Origin of the sequence: Tistrella mobilis (assembly GCF_041468085.1) — a bacterium.
Classification (GTDB): domain Bacteria; phylum Pseudomonadota; class Alphaproteobacteria; order Tistrellales; family Tistrellaceae; genus Tistrella; species Tistrella mobilis_A.
Genome location: NZ_CP121017.1, coordinates 533578 through 548578 on the forward strand (window position 1 = coordinate 533578; position 15001 = coordinate 548578).

The 15001-nt window shown below is 69.5% G+C and carries 12 protein-coding genes; 7 read left to right on the forward strand and 5 right to left on the reverse strand.

Translation table 11 applies throughout. The features are described 5' to 3' along the window. Positions 1 to 86: 86 nt before the first annotated feature. Complete coding sequence (locus P7L68_RS08200; RefSeq protein WP_372004062.1) at positions 87 to 1934, reverse strand: dipeptide ABC transporter ATP-binding protein; 1848 nt, start codon at positions 1932 to 1934, stop codon at positions 87 to 89. A 361-nt stretch (positions 1935 to 2295) separates the two neighbouring features. On the opposite strand from P7L68_RS08200, the gene P7L68_RS08205 reads away from it, so the two are divergent. Together P7L68_RS08205 and P7L68_RS08210 are read left to right on the forward strand one after the other, a co-directional pair. Continuing rightward, positions 2296 to 3993, forward strand: coding sequence for a CHAD domain-containing protein (locus P7L68_RS08205; protein WP_372004064.1), 1698 nt, complete (start codon positions 2296 to 2298; stop codon positions 3991 to 3993). 31 nt (positions 3994 to 4024) lie between these two features. Further along, a complete protein-coding gene (locus P7L68_RS08210; RefSeq protein WP_372004066.1) occupies positions 4025 to 4714 on the forward strand; it encodes an O-methyltransferase in 690 nt (229 codons plus the stop codon). A 15-nt stretch (positions 4715 to 4729) separates the two neighbouring features. Here the strand turns inward: P7L68_RS08210 and P7L68_RS08215 are convergent, their stop codons facing one another. From P7L68_RS08215 to P7L68_RS08230, 4 genes are all read right to left on the reverse strand, one after another. Beyond that, a complete protein-coding gene (locus tag P7L68_RS08215; protein ID WP_372004068.1) occupies positions 4730 to 6187 on the reverse strand; it encodes a sensor histidine kinase in 1458 nt (485 codons plus the stop codon). Between the two features lie 17 nt (positions 6188 to 6204). Then, positions 6205 to 7665 carry an NAD(P)/FAD-dependent oxidoreductase gene (locus P7L68_RS08220; RefSeq protein ID WP_372004070.1) on the reverse strand — a complete coding sequence of 487 codons (1461 nt, stop codon included), beginning with the start codon at positions 7663 to 7665 and terminating at the stop codon, positions 6205 to 6207. Continuing rightward, positions 7662 to 8417 (reverse strand): TVP38/TMEM64 family protein, encoded by a 756-nt coding sequence (locus P7L68_RS08225; protein ID WP_372004072.1) that lies wholly within the window; start codon positions 8415 to 8417, stop codon positions 7662 to 7664. The genes P7L68_RS08220 and P7L68_RS08225 overlap by 4 nt, the downstream gene beginning before the upstream one ends. A gap of 137 nt (positions 8418 to 8554) precedes the next feature. After that, positions 8555 to 11293, reverse strand: coding sequence for a cation-translocating P-type ATPase (locus P7L68_RS08230; RefSeq protein ID WP_372004074.1), 2739 nt, complete (start codon positions 11291 to 11293; stop codon positions 8555 to 8557). Between the two features lie 198 nt (positions 11294 to 11491). Between P7L68_RS08230 and P7L68_RS08235 the strand changes: the two genes are divergently transcribed. The 5 genes from P7L68_RS08235 (at position 11492) to yidC (ending at position 14968) form a co-directional block, all read left to right on the forward strand. Beyond that, positions 11492 to 11986: a hypothetical protein gene (locus P7L68_RS08235; RefSeq protein ID WP_372004076.1), complete on the forward strand. Its 495-nt coding sequence runs from the start codon at positions 11492 to 11494 to the stop codon at positions 11984 to 11986. A gap of 200 nt (positions 11987 to 12186) precedes the next feature. Further along, positions 12187 to 12321 (forward strand): 50S ribosomal protein L34, encoded by a 135-nt coding sequence (gene rpmH / locus P7L68_RS08240; protein WP_014746230.1) that lies wholly within the window; start codon positions 12187 to 12189, stop codon positions 12319 to 12321. 49 nt (positions 12322 to 12370) lie between these two features. Further along, a complete protein-coding gene (gene rnpA / locus P7L68_RS08245; protein ID WP_372004078.1) occupies positions 12371 to 12862 on the forward strand; it encodes a ribonuclease P protein component in 492 nt (163 codons plus the stop codon). Next, positions 12859 to 13269 (forward strand): membrane protein insertion efficiency factor YidD, encoded by a 411-nt coding sequence (gene yidD, locus P7L68_RS08250; protein WP_372004080.1) that lies wholly within the window; start codon positions 12859 to 12861, stop codon positions 13267 to 13269. Before rnpA ends, yidD begins: the two co-directional genes overlap by 4 nt. Further along, a complete protein-coding gene (gene yidC / locus P7L68_RS08255) occupies positions 13262 to 14968 on the forward strand; it encodes a membrane protein insertase YidC (protein ID WP_372004082.1) in 1707 nt (568 codons plus the stop codon). Before yidD ends, yidC begins: the two co-directional genes overlap by 8 nt. Positions 14969 to 15001: the final 33 nt, after the last annotated feature.

Sequence of the window (15001 nt, forward strand, 5' to 3'; positions counted from 1 at the left end):
CTCAGGGCCGGCCGGGCCGTATCGGTCAGGTCAGGTCGGCCGGCTGCTGGTCAGGACGTGGCCCCGGCCCTTGATGCGGGCGCGGTTCATGCCGTTTCGGCGACCTTGTGGTCGGGGGCCACGGATTTGAGGGGCAGGATCCTGGGCGCATCGCCGACCCGGCGGACCGGGCTCGGGATCTCGCCGTCGAGCATCGGGCGGTCGGGGCGCCGGGTCGGATCGGCGACCGGCACGGCCGACAGCAGTTTGCGGGTATAGGGGTGCATCGGGCGTTCGAACACCGCGGCGCGCGAGCCGATCTCGACGATCTGGCCCAGATAGAGCACCGCCACCCGATGGCTGATCTTTTCCACCACCGCCATGTCGTGGCTGATGAACAGATAGGCCAGCCCCTCTTCGGCCTGCAGCTCCATCATCAGATTGATGATCTGCGCCTGGACCGAGACGTCGAGTGCCGACAGCGCCTCGTCGGCGATGATCAGCCGCGGCTTCGATGCCAGCGCGCGGGCGATGCAGATCCGCTGGCGCTGCCCGCCCGAGAATTCATGCGGGTAGCGGTCGGCGAATTCCGGCTTCAGCCCCACCCGTTCCAGCAGTTCGGCGACGCGGCTGCGGATCGCCTTCGCACCGTCGATCAGCCCGTGTGTGGTGATCGGCTCGGCGATCGAAAAGCCGATGGTGCGGCGCGGGTCGAGCGAGGCGAAAGGATCCTGGAACACGTACTGCACCTGGCGGCGCAGCTTCCGGCGTTCACCCGCCGACATCTCCGACATCGGCCGGCCTTCGAACCGCACCTCGCCGCCGGTCGGATCCTGAAGCTGCTGGATGGTGCGGCCGATGGTCGACTTGCCCGAGCCGCTTTCGCCCACCAGCGACAGGGTCTCGCCCGGCCAGAGGTCGAGGTCGACGCCCTCCACCGCATGCACCCGATGGGTGACCCGGCCGAACAGGTTGCGGCGCACGTCGAAGCGCGCCTCCAGCCCGCGCAGGCTCAGGATCGGCGCCTGATCATAGCGGGCGGTGTCCTGGACGCTTTCCACGCCCACCACCCGCGACTGTTCGCCCTCCATCACCGTCAGCGGCAGGCGCTTGGGGAAGGGCTCGCCGCTCATGGAGCCCAGCGCCGGCACGGCCGAGAGCAGGGCCCGGGTATAGGCATGGGCGGGGCGGGCGAAGATCTCTTCGACCGGGCCTTCCTCGACCTTGCGGCCGCGCCACATCACCACCACCCGGTCGGCGATCTCTGCCACCACGCCCATGTCGTGGGTGATGAAGATCACCGCCATGCCCAGCTTCTTCTGCAGGTCGCGGATGATCGACAGGATCTGGGCCTGGATGGTGACGTCGAGCGCCGTGGTCGGCTCGTCGGCGATCAGCAGTTTCGGCCGGCAGGCCAGCGCCATGGCGATCATCACCCGCTGGCGCATGCCGCCCGACAGCTGATGCGGATAGCGCTTCAGCATCGCGGCGGCATCCGGCAGGCGCACCATCTCCAGCAGCTCCTGTGCCGCGGCCAGGGCCCGGGATTTCGACAGACCCTCGTGCAGCATCAGCACCTCGGCGATCTGGTCGCCGATGGTGAAGACCGGGTTGAGCGAGGTCATCGGCTCCTGGAAGATCATCGCGACGTCCTTGCCGCGGATCCGGCGCATCTCGTCCTGGGATGCGCGAGCGATGTCGACCGGATCCCGCCCCTGGCCGAAGCGGATCTCACCCTGATCGATGGTGCCGTTCATGTGGTCGATCAACCGCATGATCGCGAGCGAGGTGACCGATTTGCCCGATCCGCTTTCCCCCACGATGGCAAGCGTCTGTCCGGGCGCCACGGCAAAGGAGACGTCGTCCACCACCCGGTTCGATCCGAAGCGGACGCTCAGGGAGCGCACGTCGAGCAGGGGGCCGTCGAGCTGGTGATCTCGGCTCAGTTGCGTCATCGGTGCTCCCATGAAACCCGGCATCCTGACCCGCCCCGGTCGGATGCATCGCACCGCCCCGTCCTGGCGGTGCTGGCCGGCGTCCGATCGGACACCTCCCCCTGACGAAATTGTTTTCCCGACATTTTGTCAATAAATTCTCATCGTTATGTCTCATCTTTCCAATATAGGGCGTTCTGCGGCCACCGGCCGCGACGCTCGGACGCGGTGGCATGCACTGGCGGACAGATCAGGCAGCAGGCATACTTATCTGCATGTCACGCGGTCCCTGCCTGATCTCGCAGCCCGCGCCTCCGCTTGTGCCGATGGCTGTCCTCGCGCGTCTCCCCCATTGTTCGGGCACCACAGGAAACCTGCCTCCATGCATCGCGTCGAACTCGGGCTGAAATTCGCCCTCGATCCTGCCGGCCTGAAGGGCCTCCGGCAGCACCGCGCCCTGCGTGACCTCAGGCTTGCCAAGCCGGTGACCCGGTCGCAGAGCGCCGTGTATTTCGACACCGACGACCGGCAGCTTCATGCCCGCGGGGCGGTGGTGAAGGTGGTCACCATCGGCCGCCGCCATGTGCAATCGGTGAAATGCGCGATGGAGCCGCCGGCGGGCTCGGCCCTGATCCGGCGCGATGCCTTCGAGGATGCGGTGGCCGACGAGCGGCCGGATCTCAGGCTGCTGACCGGCACGCCGCTGGGGGCGCTGGGCACCGAGACCGAACTCGCCGCCGCGCTGAAACCGGTTTTCGTGTCCGAGGTTCGGCGCAGCCTCCACCGGCTGGGCGATGCCGGCTGGGCGGTCGAACTGGTGATCGACGAGGGCAGCATCGCCGATGCCGAAGATCCGGAGCACCGGCTGCCGGTCGCCGAACTTGAACTCCGCCTGCTGGATGGCACACCCGACCGGCTCTATCTGGTGGCGCTCACCCTGCTGGACCGGGTGCGGCTGCAGCCCTTGCTGCCCCCCAAATCCGAGCGTGGTTTCGCCCTGATCGCCGGGGCCGCGGCCGCAGACGAGGTGACGGCGGAAAAGGCCGCACCGGTCGATCTCACGCCTGACATGACCGCGGCCGAGGGGTTCCGGGCGATCGCCCGGGCCTGTCTCGGCCAGCTGGTCGCCAACGAGCCGGCGGTCCGGGCGGGGCTGCCCGAGGGCGTGCACCAGATGCGGGTTTCGGTGCGACGGCTCAAATCGGCGCTCTCTACCTTCACGGACATTTTCGGTGCGGCGACCGGGGCGACCGTCGCCGATCCGCTGGCACCGGGTGTCGATCCGGCACTGCTCACCCCCGGTGACGTGAAGGCGGCGCTGGGCTGGCTGATGTCGGTGCTGGGCCCGGCGCGCGATGCCGATGTCTTCGTGGGCGAAACCCTGGCCGAGGCGGAAAAGCTGCTGGGCGCCGGGCCGCTCGCGGCGCTGCGGGGGGCGGTGGAAGACGACCGGCGGGCGGCGTGGGATGCCGTTGCCGCAGCGCTCGACGATCCGCGCTTCGCCCGGCTGCCGCTGGTGCTGGGGGCCTGGATCGAGGCCGGGCATTGGCTGGCCGACGGCGGCGTGGCACCCGAACCTTTCGCGGGGCTGGCGCTGTCCGACGGCAATCTCGATGCGGCTGCGCCCGAGGAAGAGCTCGTGCCGGCAGTGCATCTGTCCCCGGCGCCCGGTCTGGAACCGCTGGGGGCCTTTGCGGCCCGTGTGCTCGACAAGCGGCTGCGCAAGGTGCTGCGCCGGGGCCGCGGTCTCGGCAAGCTGGCGCCCGAGGCCCGGCACGAGGTGCGCATCCAGGTCAAGAAGCTGCGCTATGCCTGCGAGTTCTTCGGCGGGCTTGCCACCGACCCGAAGCAGGCGACCCGCTTCGGCAAACGGCTGAAGGCGCTGCAGGACTCGCTCGGCCTGCTCAACGACATCGCCGTTGCCCGCGGCCGGCTGGAAGAGCTGGCGGCGCGGCCGGCGCTCGCCTTCGGCGCCGGCATGATCGCGGGCGCCCATGCGGCAGGGCAGGACGAAGTCTTGCGCACAGGGGTGAGTGCCTGGAAACGTTTCGTGAAGGATGCCGACCCCTTCTGGTCCTGATCTTCTCTCCATTTGCGGAGCCTGTGCCCCCATGACCCGGACCGATACCGATCGCTGGCAGGCGGTCGACCTCTGGTTTGCCGGCCACCTGCTGCCGGCGGATCCGGCGGGAGAGGCGGCCCTTGCCGCCAATGCCGCGGCCGGCCTGCCGCCCCACGACGTCTCGCCGCTTCAGGCCCGCTTCCTGGGGCTGGTCGCGAAGATGATCGGCGCGCGGCGGGTGCTGGAGATCGGCACGCTCGGCGGCTACAGCACACTCCACCTGGCCCGCGCGCTGGGCCCGGCGGGGCGTGTGGTCACGCTTGAATTCGATCCGCACCATGCGGCCGTGGCCCGGGCCAACCTCACGGCTGCCGGGGTGATGGACCGGATCGACCTCCGCGTCGGCCCCGCTCACGACCATCTGCCCGATCTTGCCGCGGCGGTCGAAGACGGGTCGGAGCCGCCTTTCGACCTGATCTTCATCGACGCAGACAAGCCGTCGAACCCGATCTATCTCGACTGGTCGATGATGCTGGTGCGGCCCGGGTCGGTGATCCTGGCCGACAATGTGGTGCGCGACGGCCGGGTCACCGATCCCGACGGCGATGCCTCGGTTCAGGGCGTGCGCAGCTTCACCGGCATGGTCGCGGCCGATCCGCGGCTGGAGGCGACGGTGCTGCAGACCGTGGGCGTCAAGGGCCATGACGGCTTCATGCTGATCCGGGTGACGTCCGTCTGACTGATGAGATTGAAGCTAGCTGACCGGCAGGTGCAGGGTGAAGCGGGTGCCCTCGGGGCCCGTGCGGTCCAGGGTCAGGTCGCCGCCATGGGCGCGGGCCAGTTCACGGGCGATCACCAGCCCCAGCCCCGTGCCGCCGGGCCGGGCGGAGCCGGTGAAGGGCTCGAAGAGATGGGCGGCAGCCTTGGGGGGCAGGCCGGGGCCGGTATCCTCGACCCGGATCGCGACCTCGTCGCCCGTGCTGCGGCCGATGGCGATCACCAGCCGGTGGCCATCGGGCGGCGGGGCTGCCGCCTGCATGGCCTCCAGCGCGTTGCGCACCAGATTGGCCAGGATCCGGTAGAGCAGATCATGATCGGCCAGCACCGTGGTTCCGGGCGGCACGGCCCCGATCCTGGCGATCGGCCCCGGGTCGGCGGCCGGCAGCAGCGGATCGTCCGGCGCGGCCGGCGGATCGGGCTCCACCGTTGCCAGCACCTCTGCCACCACCTGCGCCAGATCGAGCCGCGTCTTGTCCGGTGCCGGCATCTGGGTGGTTGCAAAGCCCAATGACCGGCCGCAGAGGGTGATCGCCCGGTCGAGGGCGGTGATCATCGGCGGCAGCAGCCGGCGCACCGCGGGGCTCGCCTCGCGCTCGATCCGGTCGGCGTTGAGCAGGGCGGTCGAGAGCAGATTGCGCAGATCATGGTTCAGCCTGGCGACCGCAGCTCCCAGCCCCGCCAGGCGGCTTTTCTGCTCCAGCGCCCGGCGCACGCTCTGCTGCATCATCGCCAGTTCCCGCTGGACGATGCCGATCTCGTCGCTCCGGCGCGAGGTCGGCATCATCCGGGCCGGATCTTCCGGCGCTTCGCGGAAGGCGATCACCGCCGCCGCCATCTGACGCATCGGCCGCACCATCAGCCGTTCGATGGCGGCGTAGAGCAGGGCGGCGACGATCGCCGACAGCACGATGGTCAGGGTCAGGATACGGATGGAATAGGCGCGCATTTCATCGCGCAGATCCCGTTCCTGGAACAGCACGTCGACCACCATCTCGGGCGCCATCGGGGCGGGGCCGATCACCCGGATCAGCCGGGGTTGGGTTTTCAGCAGGCAGTCGAGCGCGTCGCGAATCAGCGTGAAGGGTGTCTGCTGGCGCAGATCCACGGTCCGGGCGGCGGGCGCCAGTTCGCCCAGCATCAGATCGGGCCGGCCCGGCCGGCTGAGCGTCACGGCGACCACCATGGAATTGTCGAGCAGCACCTTTTCCAGCCCCGGCGTGACCTCCATGTCGCGATCTTCCAGCGCCAGGCTCGCCAGATGGGCCGAGGCAAGGCGGGCCTCCAGGAAGACCAGGCGAAAACGGGCGATGGAGGGCAGGTAGATCAGCACCTCGCCCAGGATCACGAAGATCACGGTCAGCAGCAGCAGCCGGCCGGACAGGCTGTCGACGAAGGGCAGGCGGAGACGGCGCCGCGGTCTGCTGTCGGGCATGAGGATCGCGTCTCCCCTCAGGGCAGCCGCAGCAGCAGCCGCACCAGACGGCGGCTGCGACTGCCGAACAGCAGCTCGGTGAAGGCCTGGCCGGCGGCGCGTTTCGACGCCTCGGCGCGGGTCGGATAGGCCGTGATCAGGCCGGCCATGGCACCGATCTTCAGCTTTTCGCGGATCGCGAGTTCCCAGCTCTGCAGCAGTTCGCCCGCGCCCTCGCCCACGATGCCGGCGCCCAGAATGCGGCCGCGGCGGCCGACCAGCACCTTGACCAGCCCGTCGCGGCGCCCCTCGGTGCGGGCGCGGTCGATCTCGTCGAAAGGCCAGCGCAGCACCCGGACATCGCCATGGGCGGCCCGTGCCTCGGCTTCGGTCGGCCCGACGCGGGCAAGCTCGGGATCAGTGAAAATCACCCGCGGCACCGCCCGGGTCTCCACCCGGGCCGGCAGGCGGAACAGGGCCTGGCGGATCACCACGCCGGCATGATGGCCGGCCATATGGGTGAAGCGTTGCGGCGGTGCGCCGTCGATCCCGCCGATGCAGTCGCCGATGGCGAAGATCCGGGCATTGCTGGTCCGCAGCCGCGCATCGACGCGGATGCCGCCGGCATCGACCTCGACGCCGGCCGCCGCAAGATCGAGCCCCCCGGTCACGGGCCTGCGGCCGGTTGCGACCAGCAGCTGGTCCCCCTCCACCACCTGCCCCGCGCCGCCGGATCCCGCCAGATGCAGCCGCACGCCGTCGCCGGTGGCCCGGGGGGCGGCGGCCACGGCGCGGGTCTGCTCCAGCACCACCACGCCTTCGGCCAGCAGGCGGGCGCGGATCACCGCCACCAGTTCCGGATCCTCCGAGGGCAGCAGGCTGCCCGAGGTGACAAGGGTCACCGCCGATCCCAGCCGGCGATGGGCCTGGGCCATTTCGACCCCGACCGGCCCGCCGCCCAGGATCACCAGATGCTCGGGCTGCATCCGGTCGCCGAAGATCGTCTCGTTGGTATGGACCACCACCCGCTCCAGCCCTTCGATCGGCGGCAGCGCGGGGCGGGAGCCGGTGGCGATCACGAACCGCCTGGCGGTGACGATCCGCTCGCCCGCCATCAGCCGGTTGCGGTCCAGAAACCGGGCATCGGCTTCGATCACCTCGACACCCAGGCTGCGGAAGCGTTCGGCCGAGTCATGGGGGGCGATGCCGGCAATCACCTCTGCGATCCCGTCCTTGATCCGGCCGAAATCGGCCAGGGGCGGTGTGCCCCGAAGCCCCAGCTCCGGCCATCGCGCGGCTTCGGCCATCGCACGCGCCCGGGCGATCAGCGCCTTCGAGGGAATGCAGCCGACGTTCAGGCAGTCGCCGCCCATGCGGCCGCGTTCGACCAGCACCACCCGCGCGCCCATCTGCACGGCGCCTGCGGCGACGCTCAACCCCGCGGCGCCGGCGCCGATCACGCAGATGTCGGTGGCGAGCATCCGCTCGGGGCTGGTCATGGGCGTCTCCGTGCGGCGCGGCGGGCCTTCACATGCGACACCAAAGCCGGCAGCAGGGCAAGCACGGCAAGCCCCGACAGCCCGGCCATGATCTCGACCGTCATCAGATCGCCAAGCTCCGGCACCCGGCCTTCGGCGACCACCCCGCCCAGCCCGGCGCCGAGCGACACAAAGACCAGCGCCCCCGGCACGATGCCGATCAGTGTCACTGCCGCATAGGACAGAAGCCGCATGCCGAACAGGGCCGGGGCGACATTGACCAGAAAGAAGGGGAAGACCGGCATCAGTCGCAGGAACAGCAGATAGCTGACGGCATTGCGCCGGAACCCGGCCTCCATGCGGCAGAGTTTCGCACCGGCATGACGCAGCATCAGCGGCCTCAGCGCGCCCCGCGCCGCCAGGAAGACCGCAACGGCGCCGGCGGTCGCCGCCACCAGCACGATGGCGAGACCCAGCGGCACGCCGAAGAACAGCCCGGCCGCCAGGCTCAGCAGGGCCGCCCCCGGCAGCGAAATCGCGACCGAGACGGCATAGACAAGGCCGAAGCCCGCGATCGCGACCAGCGGATGGGCCTCGATCAGCCCGGTGATCCGGTCGTGATGACGGGCGAGTGCGTCGAGTGTGAGCTGATGATGCAGCCCGCCCGCCAGGGCGAGCACCAGTGCGGCCACCAGGATCGCGAAGGGCAGGCAGCGCAGCAGCGGGCGGCGGCCACCTGTCTCGGGATGCGGGGGTTTGCGGCACATGGTCATCGGCGGCGGGTCCATCGGCGGGCGGCCGGAATGGCCGCCCTGATCCAGATGTAACGACGGCCCCGCCCGCCCGCCAATAAACTTGCCGTGATCGCCCCGCGAGCCCGGCCGGTATCGGCATGTCAGCGCGGCTGGGATCAGTGCCGGCCGGTCACCAGCCGCGTGATCCGCTTTTCGATCTCGATCACCGCGAAAAGGGCGACACCGGCGCCGGTGGCGATCAGGATCTCGACCGGACCCAGCGGCACGGTCTGGAACAGCCGGTTCATCGGCGGCCACCAGGTGAAAGCCGCCTGGGCGGCGACGGTGACGGCGATGCCCGTCAGCACCGCCCGGGTGCCCATGATGCCGGTGAGCGTGAGCGAGGGGCCGGCCATGTAGCGCACGGCGAAAAGATAGAAGATCTCCATCGCGACCACCGCATTCACCACCAGCGTGCGCGCCCCGTCCAGCCCCAGACCGCGCGCCTCGCCCAGATGAAAGACCGCGAAGGTACCCAGCACGAACAGGAAGGAGACGAAGCCGATCCGCCAGAACAGGAAGGGTGTCACCAGCGGCGCATCGGCGGCGCGCGGCGGCCGGCGCATGGCCGCGGGCTCCGTCGGCTCGAAAGCCAGCGTCAGGCCAAGCCCCACGGCGGTGATCATGTTGATCCACAGGATCTGCACGGCCGTCAGCGGCAGGGTCAGGCCCAGCAGGATGGCGGCCACGATCGCCATGGCCTCGCCGCCATTGGTGGGCAGGGTCCAGGCGATCACCTTGCGCAGATTGTCATAGACCGTGCGGCCCTCGCGGATCGCCGCCACGATCGAGGCGAAATCGTCGTCGGCCAGCACCATCTGTGCCGCCTGCTTGGCGGCCTCGGTGCCCTTGTTGCCCATGGCGACGCCGACATCGGCCCGCTTCAGCGCCGGGGCGTCGTTGACGCCGTCGCCGGTCATCGCGACCACGGCGCCCTTCGCCTGCAAGGCCTCCACCAGCCGCAGCTTGTGTTCGGGGCTCACCCGCGCGAAGACCTGGCGCTCCTGGGCCAGCCTTGCGAAGGTTTCGGCATCGGCGGCATCCAGCTCGGCGCCGGTTGCCGGCGGATGGGTGACGTCCATGCCCATGTCGCGGGCGATGGCCGCGGCGGTGGCCGCATGATCGCCGGTGATCATCTTGACCTTGATGCCGGCGCTGCGGGCCGCGGCCAGCGCCTCCACCGCCGCCGGACGCGGCGGATCGATCATGCCGACCAGCCCCAGCAGCACCAGCCCGTGGCCGATCTCGCCCGCCGCCGGCATCGCGGCGCCGGGGGCAAGCCTGCGGGCGGCAATGGCCAGAACGCGGCGCCCGCGCCCGGCCAGTGCCGCCACTTCGGCTTCCCATGCCGCCCGATCGATGGGGCGGGTACCGATTCCGGCCTCGATGCCGATCGCCTCCGCCTCGCACATCCCGATCAGCACTTCGGGGGCGCCCTTCACGCAGAGCAGCGGCCCGGGATCATCCGTTCCGGCATGCAGGCTTGCCATCCAGCGATGGCGGCTGTCGAAGGGGATCAGCCCGATGCGCGGCCGGGCGGCCCGGGTTTCGTCGGGATCGAGCCCGGCCTTCGCGGCCAGCCGGACCAGGGCCGCTTCCATCGGGTCGCCCTCGACCAGCCAGCGGCCCTGGTCATCGGCGAACAGCCGGGCGTCGTTGCACAACAGCCCGGCCAGGGCCAGATCGGCGAGTACGGTTGCCACGGCCGTGGCGGGATCGTCGCCGGCCTCGGTCGCCACCCGCCCCTCAGGGCCGTAGCCATGCCCCTCGACCGAGAGGCGGCCGTCGGCCAGCACGCAATCCCGCACCGTCATCTCATTGGCGGTCAGCGTGCCGGTCTTGTCGGAGCAGATCACTCCGATTGCACCCAGGGTTTCGACCGCCGGCAGGCGGCGCACGATCGCGCGGCGCCGGGCCATGCGCTGCACGCCGATCGCCAGCGTGATCGTCATGACCGCCGGCAGTCCTTCGGGGATCGCCGAGACGGCGAGGCCGACCACGGCCATGAAGGCTTCGTCGAAGGTATAGCCGCGCAGGCCCACCGCAACCACAAATACCAGCGCCGACACCGCCAGGATCACCGCCGACAGACGGCGCCCGAAACCCGCCATCTGGCGGACCAGCGGGGTCTCCAGTGTTTCCACCGTCTCAATCATCCGGCCGATGCGGCCGATTTCGGTGGTGGAGCCGGTCGCCACCACCAGCCCGCGCGCCTGACCGGCGGTGGTCATCGTGCCCGAATAGGCCATGCAGACACGGTCCGCCAGGGCGGCATCGGGGCGGGTGGGGGTGGTCGATTTCGCGACCGGCACCGATTCGCCGGTCAGCGCACTTTCATCGACATGCAGCCCGGCCGCATCCAGCAGGCGCAGATCGGCGGGCACCCGGTCGCCGGCCTCGATCAGCACCACATCGCCCGGCACCAGTTCCGCGGCATCGACGCCCACCCGCATGCCGCCGCGCAGCACGGCCGCCCGCGGCGCGATCATGTCGCGGATCGCCGCCAGCGCCTTTTCGGCCCGGCCTTCCTGCACGAAGCCGATGACCGCGTTGATCACCACCACACCCAGGATCACCCCGGCATCGACATAATGCCCAAGCAGGATGGAAATCGCGGCCGATACCAGCAGCACGTGAATCAGCACATCGCGGAACTGGCCGGCGATGCGTGCCATCACGCTGCGCCCGGCTTTCGCCTCCAGGCGGTTCGGGCCGAAAGCGGCCAGTCGGCTGGCGGCCTCGTCGCCGGCAAGGCCGTCGGGACCGGTGTTGAGTGCGGCGAGGGCCGCCTCCGGGGGCACCGCGTGCCAGGCGGTCTCGGCGATGGTTTCGGGGCCGGGGCTCTGTCTGGTCATGATCGCTCGGTCGTCCACAGGGAGGGGCGTCCACGAGGGGCGTCCACAGGGAGGGGAGAGGGGCGCGTCGCGTAAACGCCAGGATAGCATGATGCGGTGCAGCATTCTTCGCCTTGATCCAGGGCAAGTCGCCGCACTTGCCCGCATCGGGCGAAGCCGCCACACTTGCCGGACAACCGGCCTACACGGAGAACCGCCATGCGCCCGGTGCTTGTCGCCAGTCTTCTTGCGGGTCTCGCTGCCGCGGCCTGCTCGCCTCATGATTTCGGCACCCGGTCCACTCTCGCGCGGGTGGAGCATCGCTATCATGTCGGCGATCAGCCCACCGCCGACGGCATGGGGCCGGTGGTGATGTCGCTGGAGCCGGCGGATCGCGACTGCGCCGGGGGGCGCCACTGGTCCTATCGCTATCCGGATGATCATTTCGCGGGTTACGGCTATGCCATCCGCGACGGCCATGGCCGCGCTGCCGGTTTCTGCCCGCCGCTCACCGCCATGCGCCCCTTGCATCAGGCGGCGCCGGACCTCCCTGAAGAGGCGCTGACGGCCCTGCACGCGGCGCGGGCTGCACAGGGGGACGACCGCATGCGGCAGGAACGCCTGTCCGAACTGGACCACCTGCTGGCCCGCGGCCGGATCGATGCCGACTATCACGGCCGGCGGCGGGCGGAGATCCTGAGCGGGGATTTCTGAGGCACCCGCAACCCACCTGCCCGCAACAGATGATCCTGGCCCCTGCTTGCGATTGACAGGCAGGGGACGTGCCCGTATAAGCCCGTGGTTATTCGGGTTTCGCCGGCAGGCGCGGCCCGCCCGGCGCGTGCGTGACCCGCATGGAAAGGCGCCGGTATCGGGGCCTTAGTGCCGGTCACAGCAGATATGGAGTTCCTACCGTGAAGCGGACTTATCAGCCGAGCAAGCTCGTTCGCAAGCGCCGTCATGGCTTCCGGTCGCGCATGGCGACCGTCGGTGGCCGCAAGGTGCTGGCCAACCGTCGTTCGCGCGGCCGCAAGCGCCTGAGCGCCTGACCGGACCGTCTTCGTCGGGCCGCGCGCCCCGGACCATCCGGTTCCGGCGGTGGCGCGGCCCCGATCGTTCGAGGGCCGGGTCGTGAAGGCGGGTGCAGCCGGGTTGAAGCGCCGCGGCGAGTTCCTCGCCGCCGCGCGCAGCGGGATGAAGTGGGCGACGCCGGGTGTCGTGGTGCAGGCCCGTCCCTGGACGGCGGCCGAATGTGACGCCCGTGCCGCCGAACGGATCTCGGTCCGGGTCGGTTTCACCGCCAGTCGCAAGGTCGGCAATTCGGTGGCCCGCAACCGGGCCCGTCGGCGTCTGCGCGCCGCGGTCGATGCCTGCATCGCCGAGGCGATGCCGGCTCACGACTATGTGCTGATCGCGCGCACCCAGACCGTCGACCGCGACTATGACCGCCTGCTTGCCGATCTGGCCGAGGCGCTGCGCAAGGCGCCGCGGCCCCGGCGCAGCGGACGCGGAGACGGGGGCGGGGCGAAGGGCCGGGCCCCTGCGGCAGCGGTATCTGCACCGGGCGCGGTGGGGGACGGCAACGCATGAGCGGCCATCTCCACCACGCCGGCTGCGGCTGCCGGGTTGCGACGGCAGACGGACAATCCGGTTCCGGCCATTCAGGACCCGGCCATCCGGGCCCTGGCGACATGGGCCATCAGCCCCGGCAGGGCATCATCGGTCGTGGCGTCGCCACGCTGATGATCGTCTTCGTCCGGGGCTATCAGCTTGTGATATCACCCTATCTGCCGCCCCGATGCCGGCATCTGCCGACCTGTTCGGCCTATGCGATCGAGGCGGTGCAGCTTCACGGACCCGTCCATGGCGCCTGGCTGGCGCTCCGACGGATCCTGAGGTGTCATCCGTGGGGGACGTCGGGCTATGACCCGGTGCCGCCGCGCCCCGGATCCGGTGCTGAGCCAGGCGCCGGCAAATCAGGTGAGGCCGATGCCTGAACAGCGCAACCTGATGATCGCGATGGTCCTGATGATCGCGATCCTCTTCGGTTACTACCTCCTGGTCCCGCAGCCGAAGCCGCAGCAGCCAGCCCAGACCGTGTCGACCGAAGCGCCGGCGACCGCCGGCAGCACGGCGCCTTCGGCCCCCGGTGCGATGCCTGCAGCCCCCGCGCCGCTCGACCGCGAAGCGGCGCTGGCCCGTGATCCGCGGGTGAAGATCGAGGCGCCGCGCGTGTCGGGCTCGATCAGCTTGGAAGGCGGGCGGATCGACGATGTGGCGCTGGTCGATTATCACGAGACCGTCGATCAGACCTCGCCGCGCATCGAACTGCTCTCGCCGCTCGGCACCCGGGCTGCCTATTACACCCAGACCGGCTGGGTCGCTTCGTCGAACGACGTGAAGCTGCCCGGCGCCGATACGGTCTGGACGCCGGCCGACGATCGCCCGCTGAGCCCTGAGCATCCCGTGACCCTCACCTGGGACAACGGCCAGGGGCTGGTGTTCGAACGCCAGATCTCGATCGACGCCAACTACATGTTCACCGTCACCGACAAGGTGTCGAACACCGGCGATGCGGCGGTCACCCTCTATCCCTATTCGCTGGTCTCGCGCAGCGGCACGCCCCAGACGCTCGGCTACTACATCCTGCATGAAGGTCCGCTCGGCGTCGTCGACGGCACCCTCAAGGAATACAAATACGACGATCTGGCCGAACAGCGGCAGCCGGTCTCGGCCACGTCGACCGGCGGCTGGTTCGGCATCACCGACAAGTACTGGCTGGCGGCGGTGATCCCCGATCAGTCCGAGGCGGTGACGGCGCGCTTCGGCCATTCGGTGGTCGGCAACACGCCGAAATATCAGGTCGACTATCTGGGCACCGCCCGCGAGGTCGCACCCGGTGCCACGGCCAGCACCGTGTCGCGGGTCTTCGCCGGGGCCAAGGAACTCGACGTCCTCGACGGCTACGGCGATGCACTCGGCATCAAGAACTTCGACCTCGCCATCGATTTCGGCTGGTTCTACTTCCTGACCAAGCCGATCTTCCTGGTTCTGCTCTGGATCGAAGGCATCGTCGGCAATCTCGGCATTTCGATCCTGATCCTGACGCTGCTGACCAAGGCGCTCTTCTTCCCGCTCGCCAACAAGTCCTATGTGGCGATGAGCAAGATGAAGAAGCTGCAGCCTGAGCTGGTGAAGCTGCGCGATCGCTACAAGGACGACAAGGTCCGTCTCAATCAGGAGATGATGGGCCTCTACAAGAAGGAGAAGGTCAATCCGGCCGCCGGCTGCCTGCCGATCCTGGTCCAGATCCCGGTCTTCTTCGCACTCTACAAGGTGTTGTTCGTGACCATCGAGATGCGGCACAAGCCCTTCTTCGGCTGGATCCACGACCTCTCCGCACCGGACCCGCTCTACATCACCAATCTCTTCGGCCTGCTGCCCTATACCCCGCCGCATTTCCTGGCGATCGGCATCTGGCCGGTGCTCATGGCCTTCACCATGTTCCTTCAGCAGAAGCTGAACCCCGCGCCGGCCGATCCGACGCAGGCGAAGATCATGATGTTCCTGCCGGTGATGTTCCTGTTCCTGTTCGCGGGCTTCCCCGCCGGTCTGGTGATCTACTGGACCTGGAACAACCTGCTCTCGATCGGCCAGCAGTGGCTGATCATGCGGCGGATGGGCGTCAAGGTCTGACGACGTCCGCCACCACCCCAACCATCCGAGGAA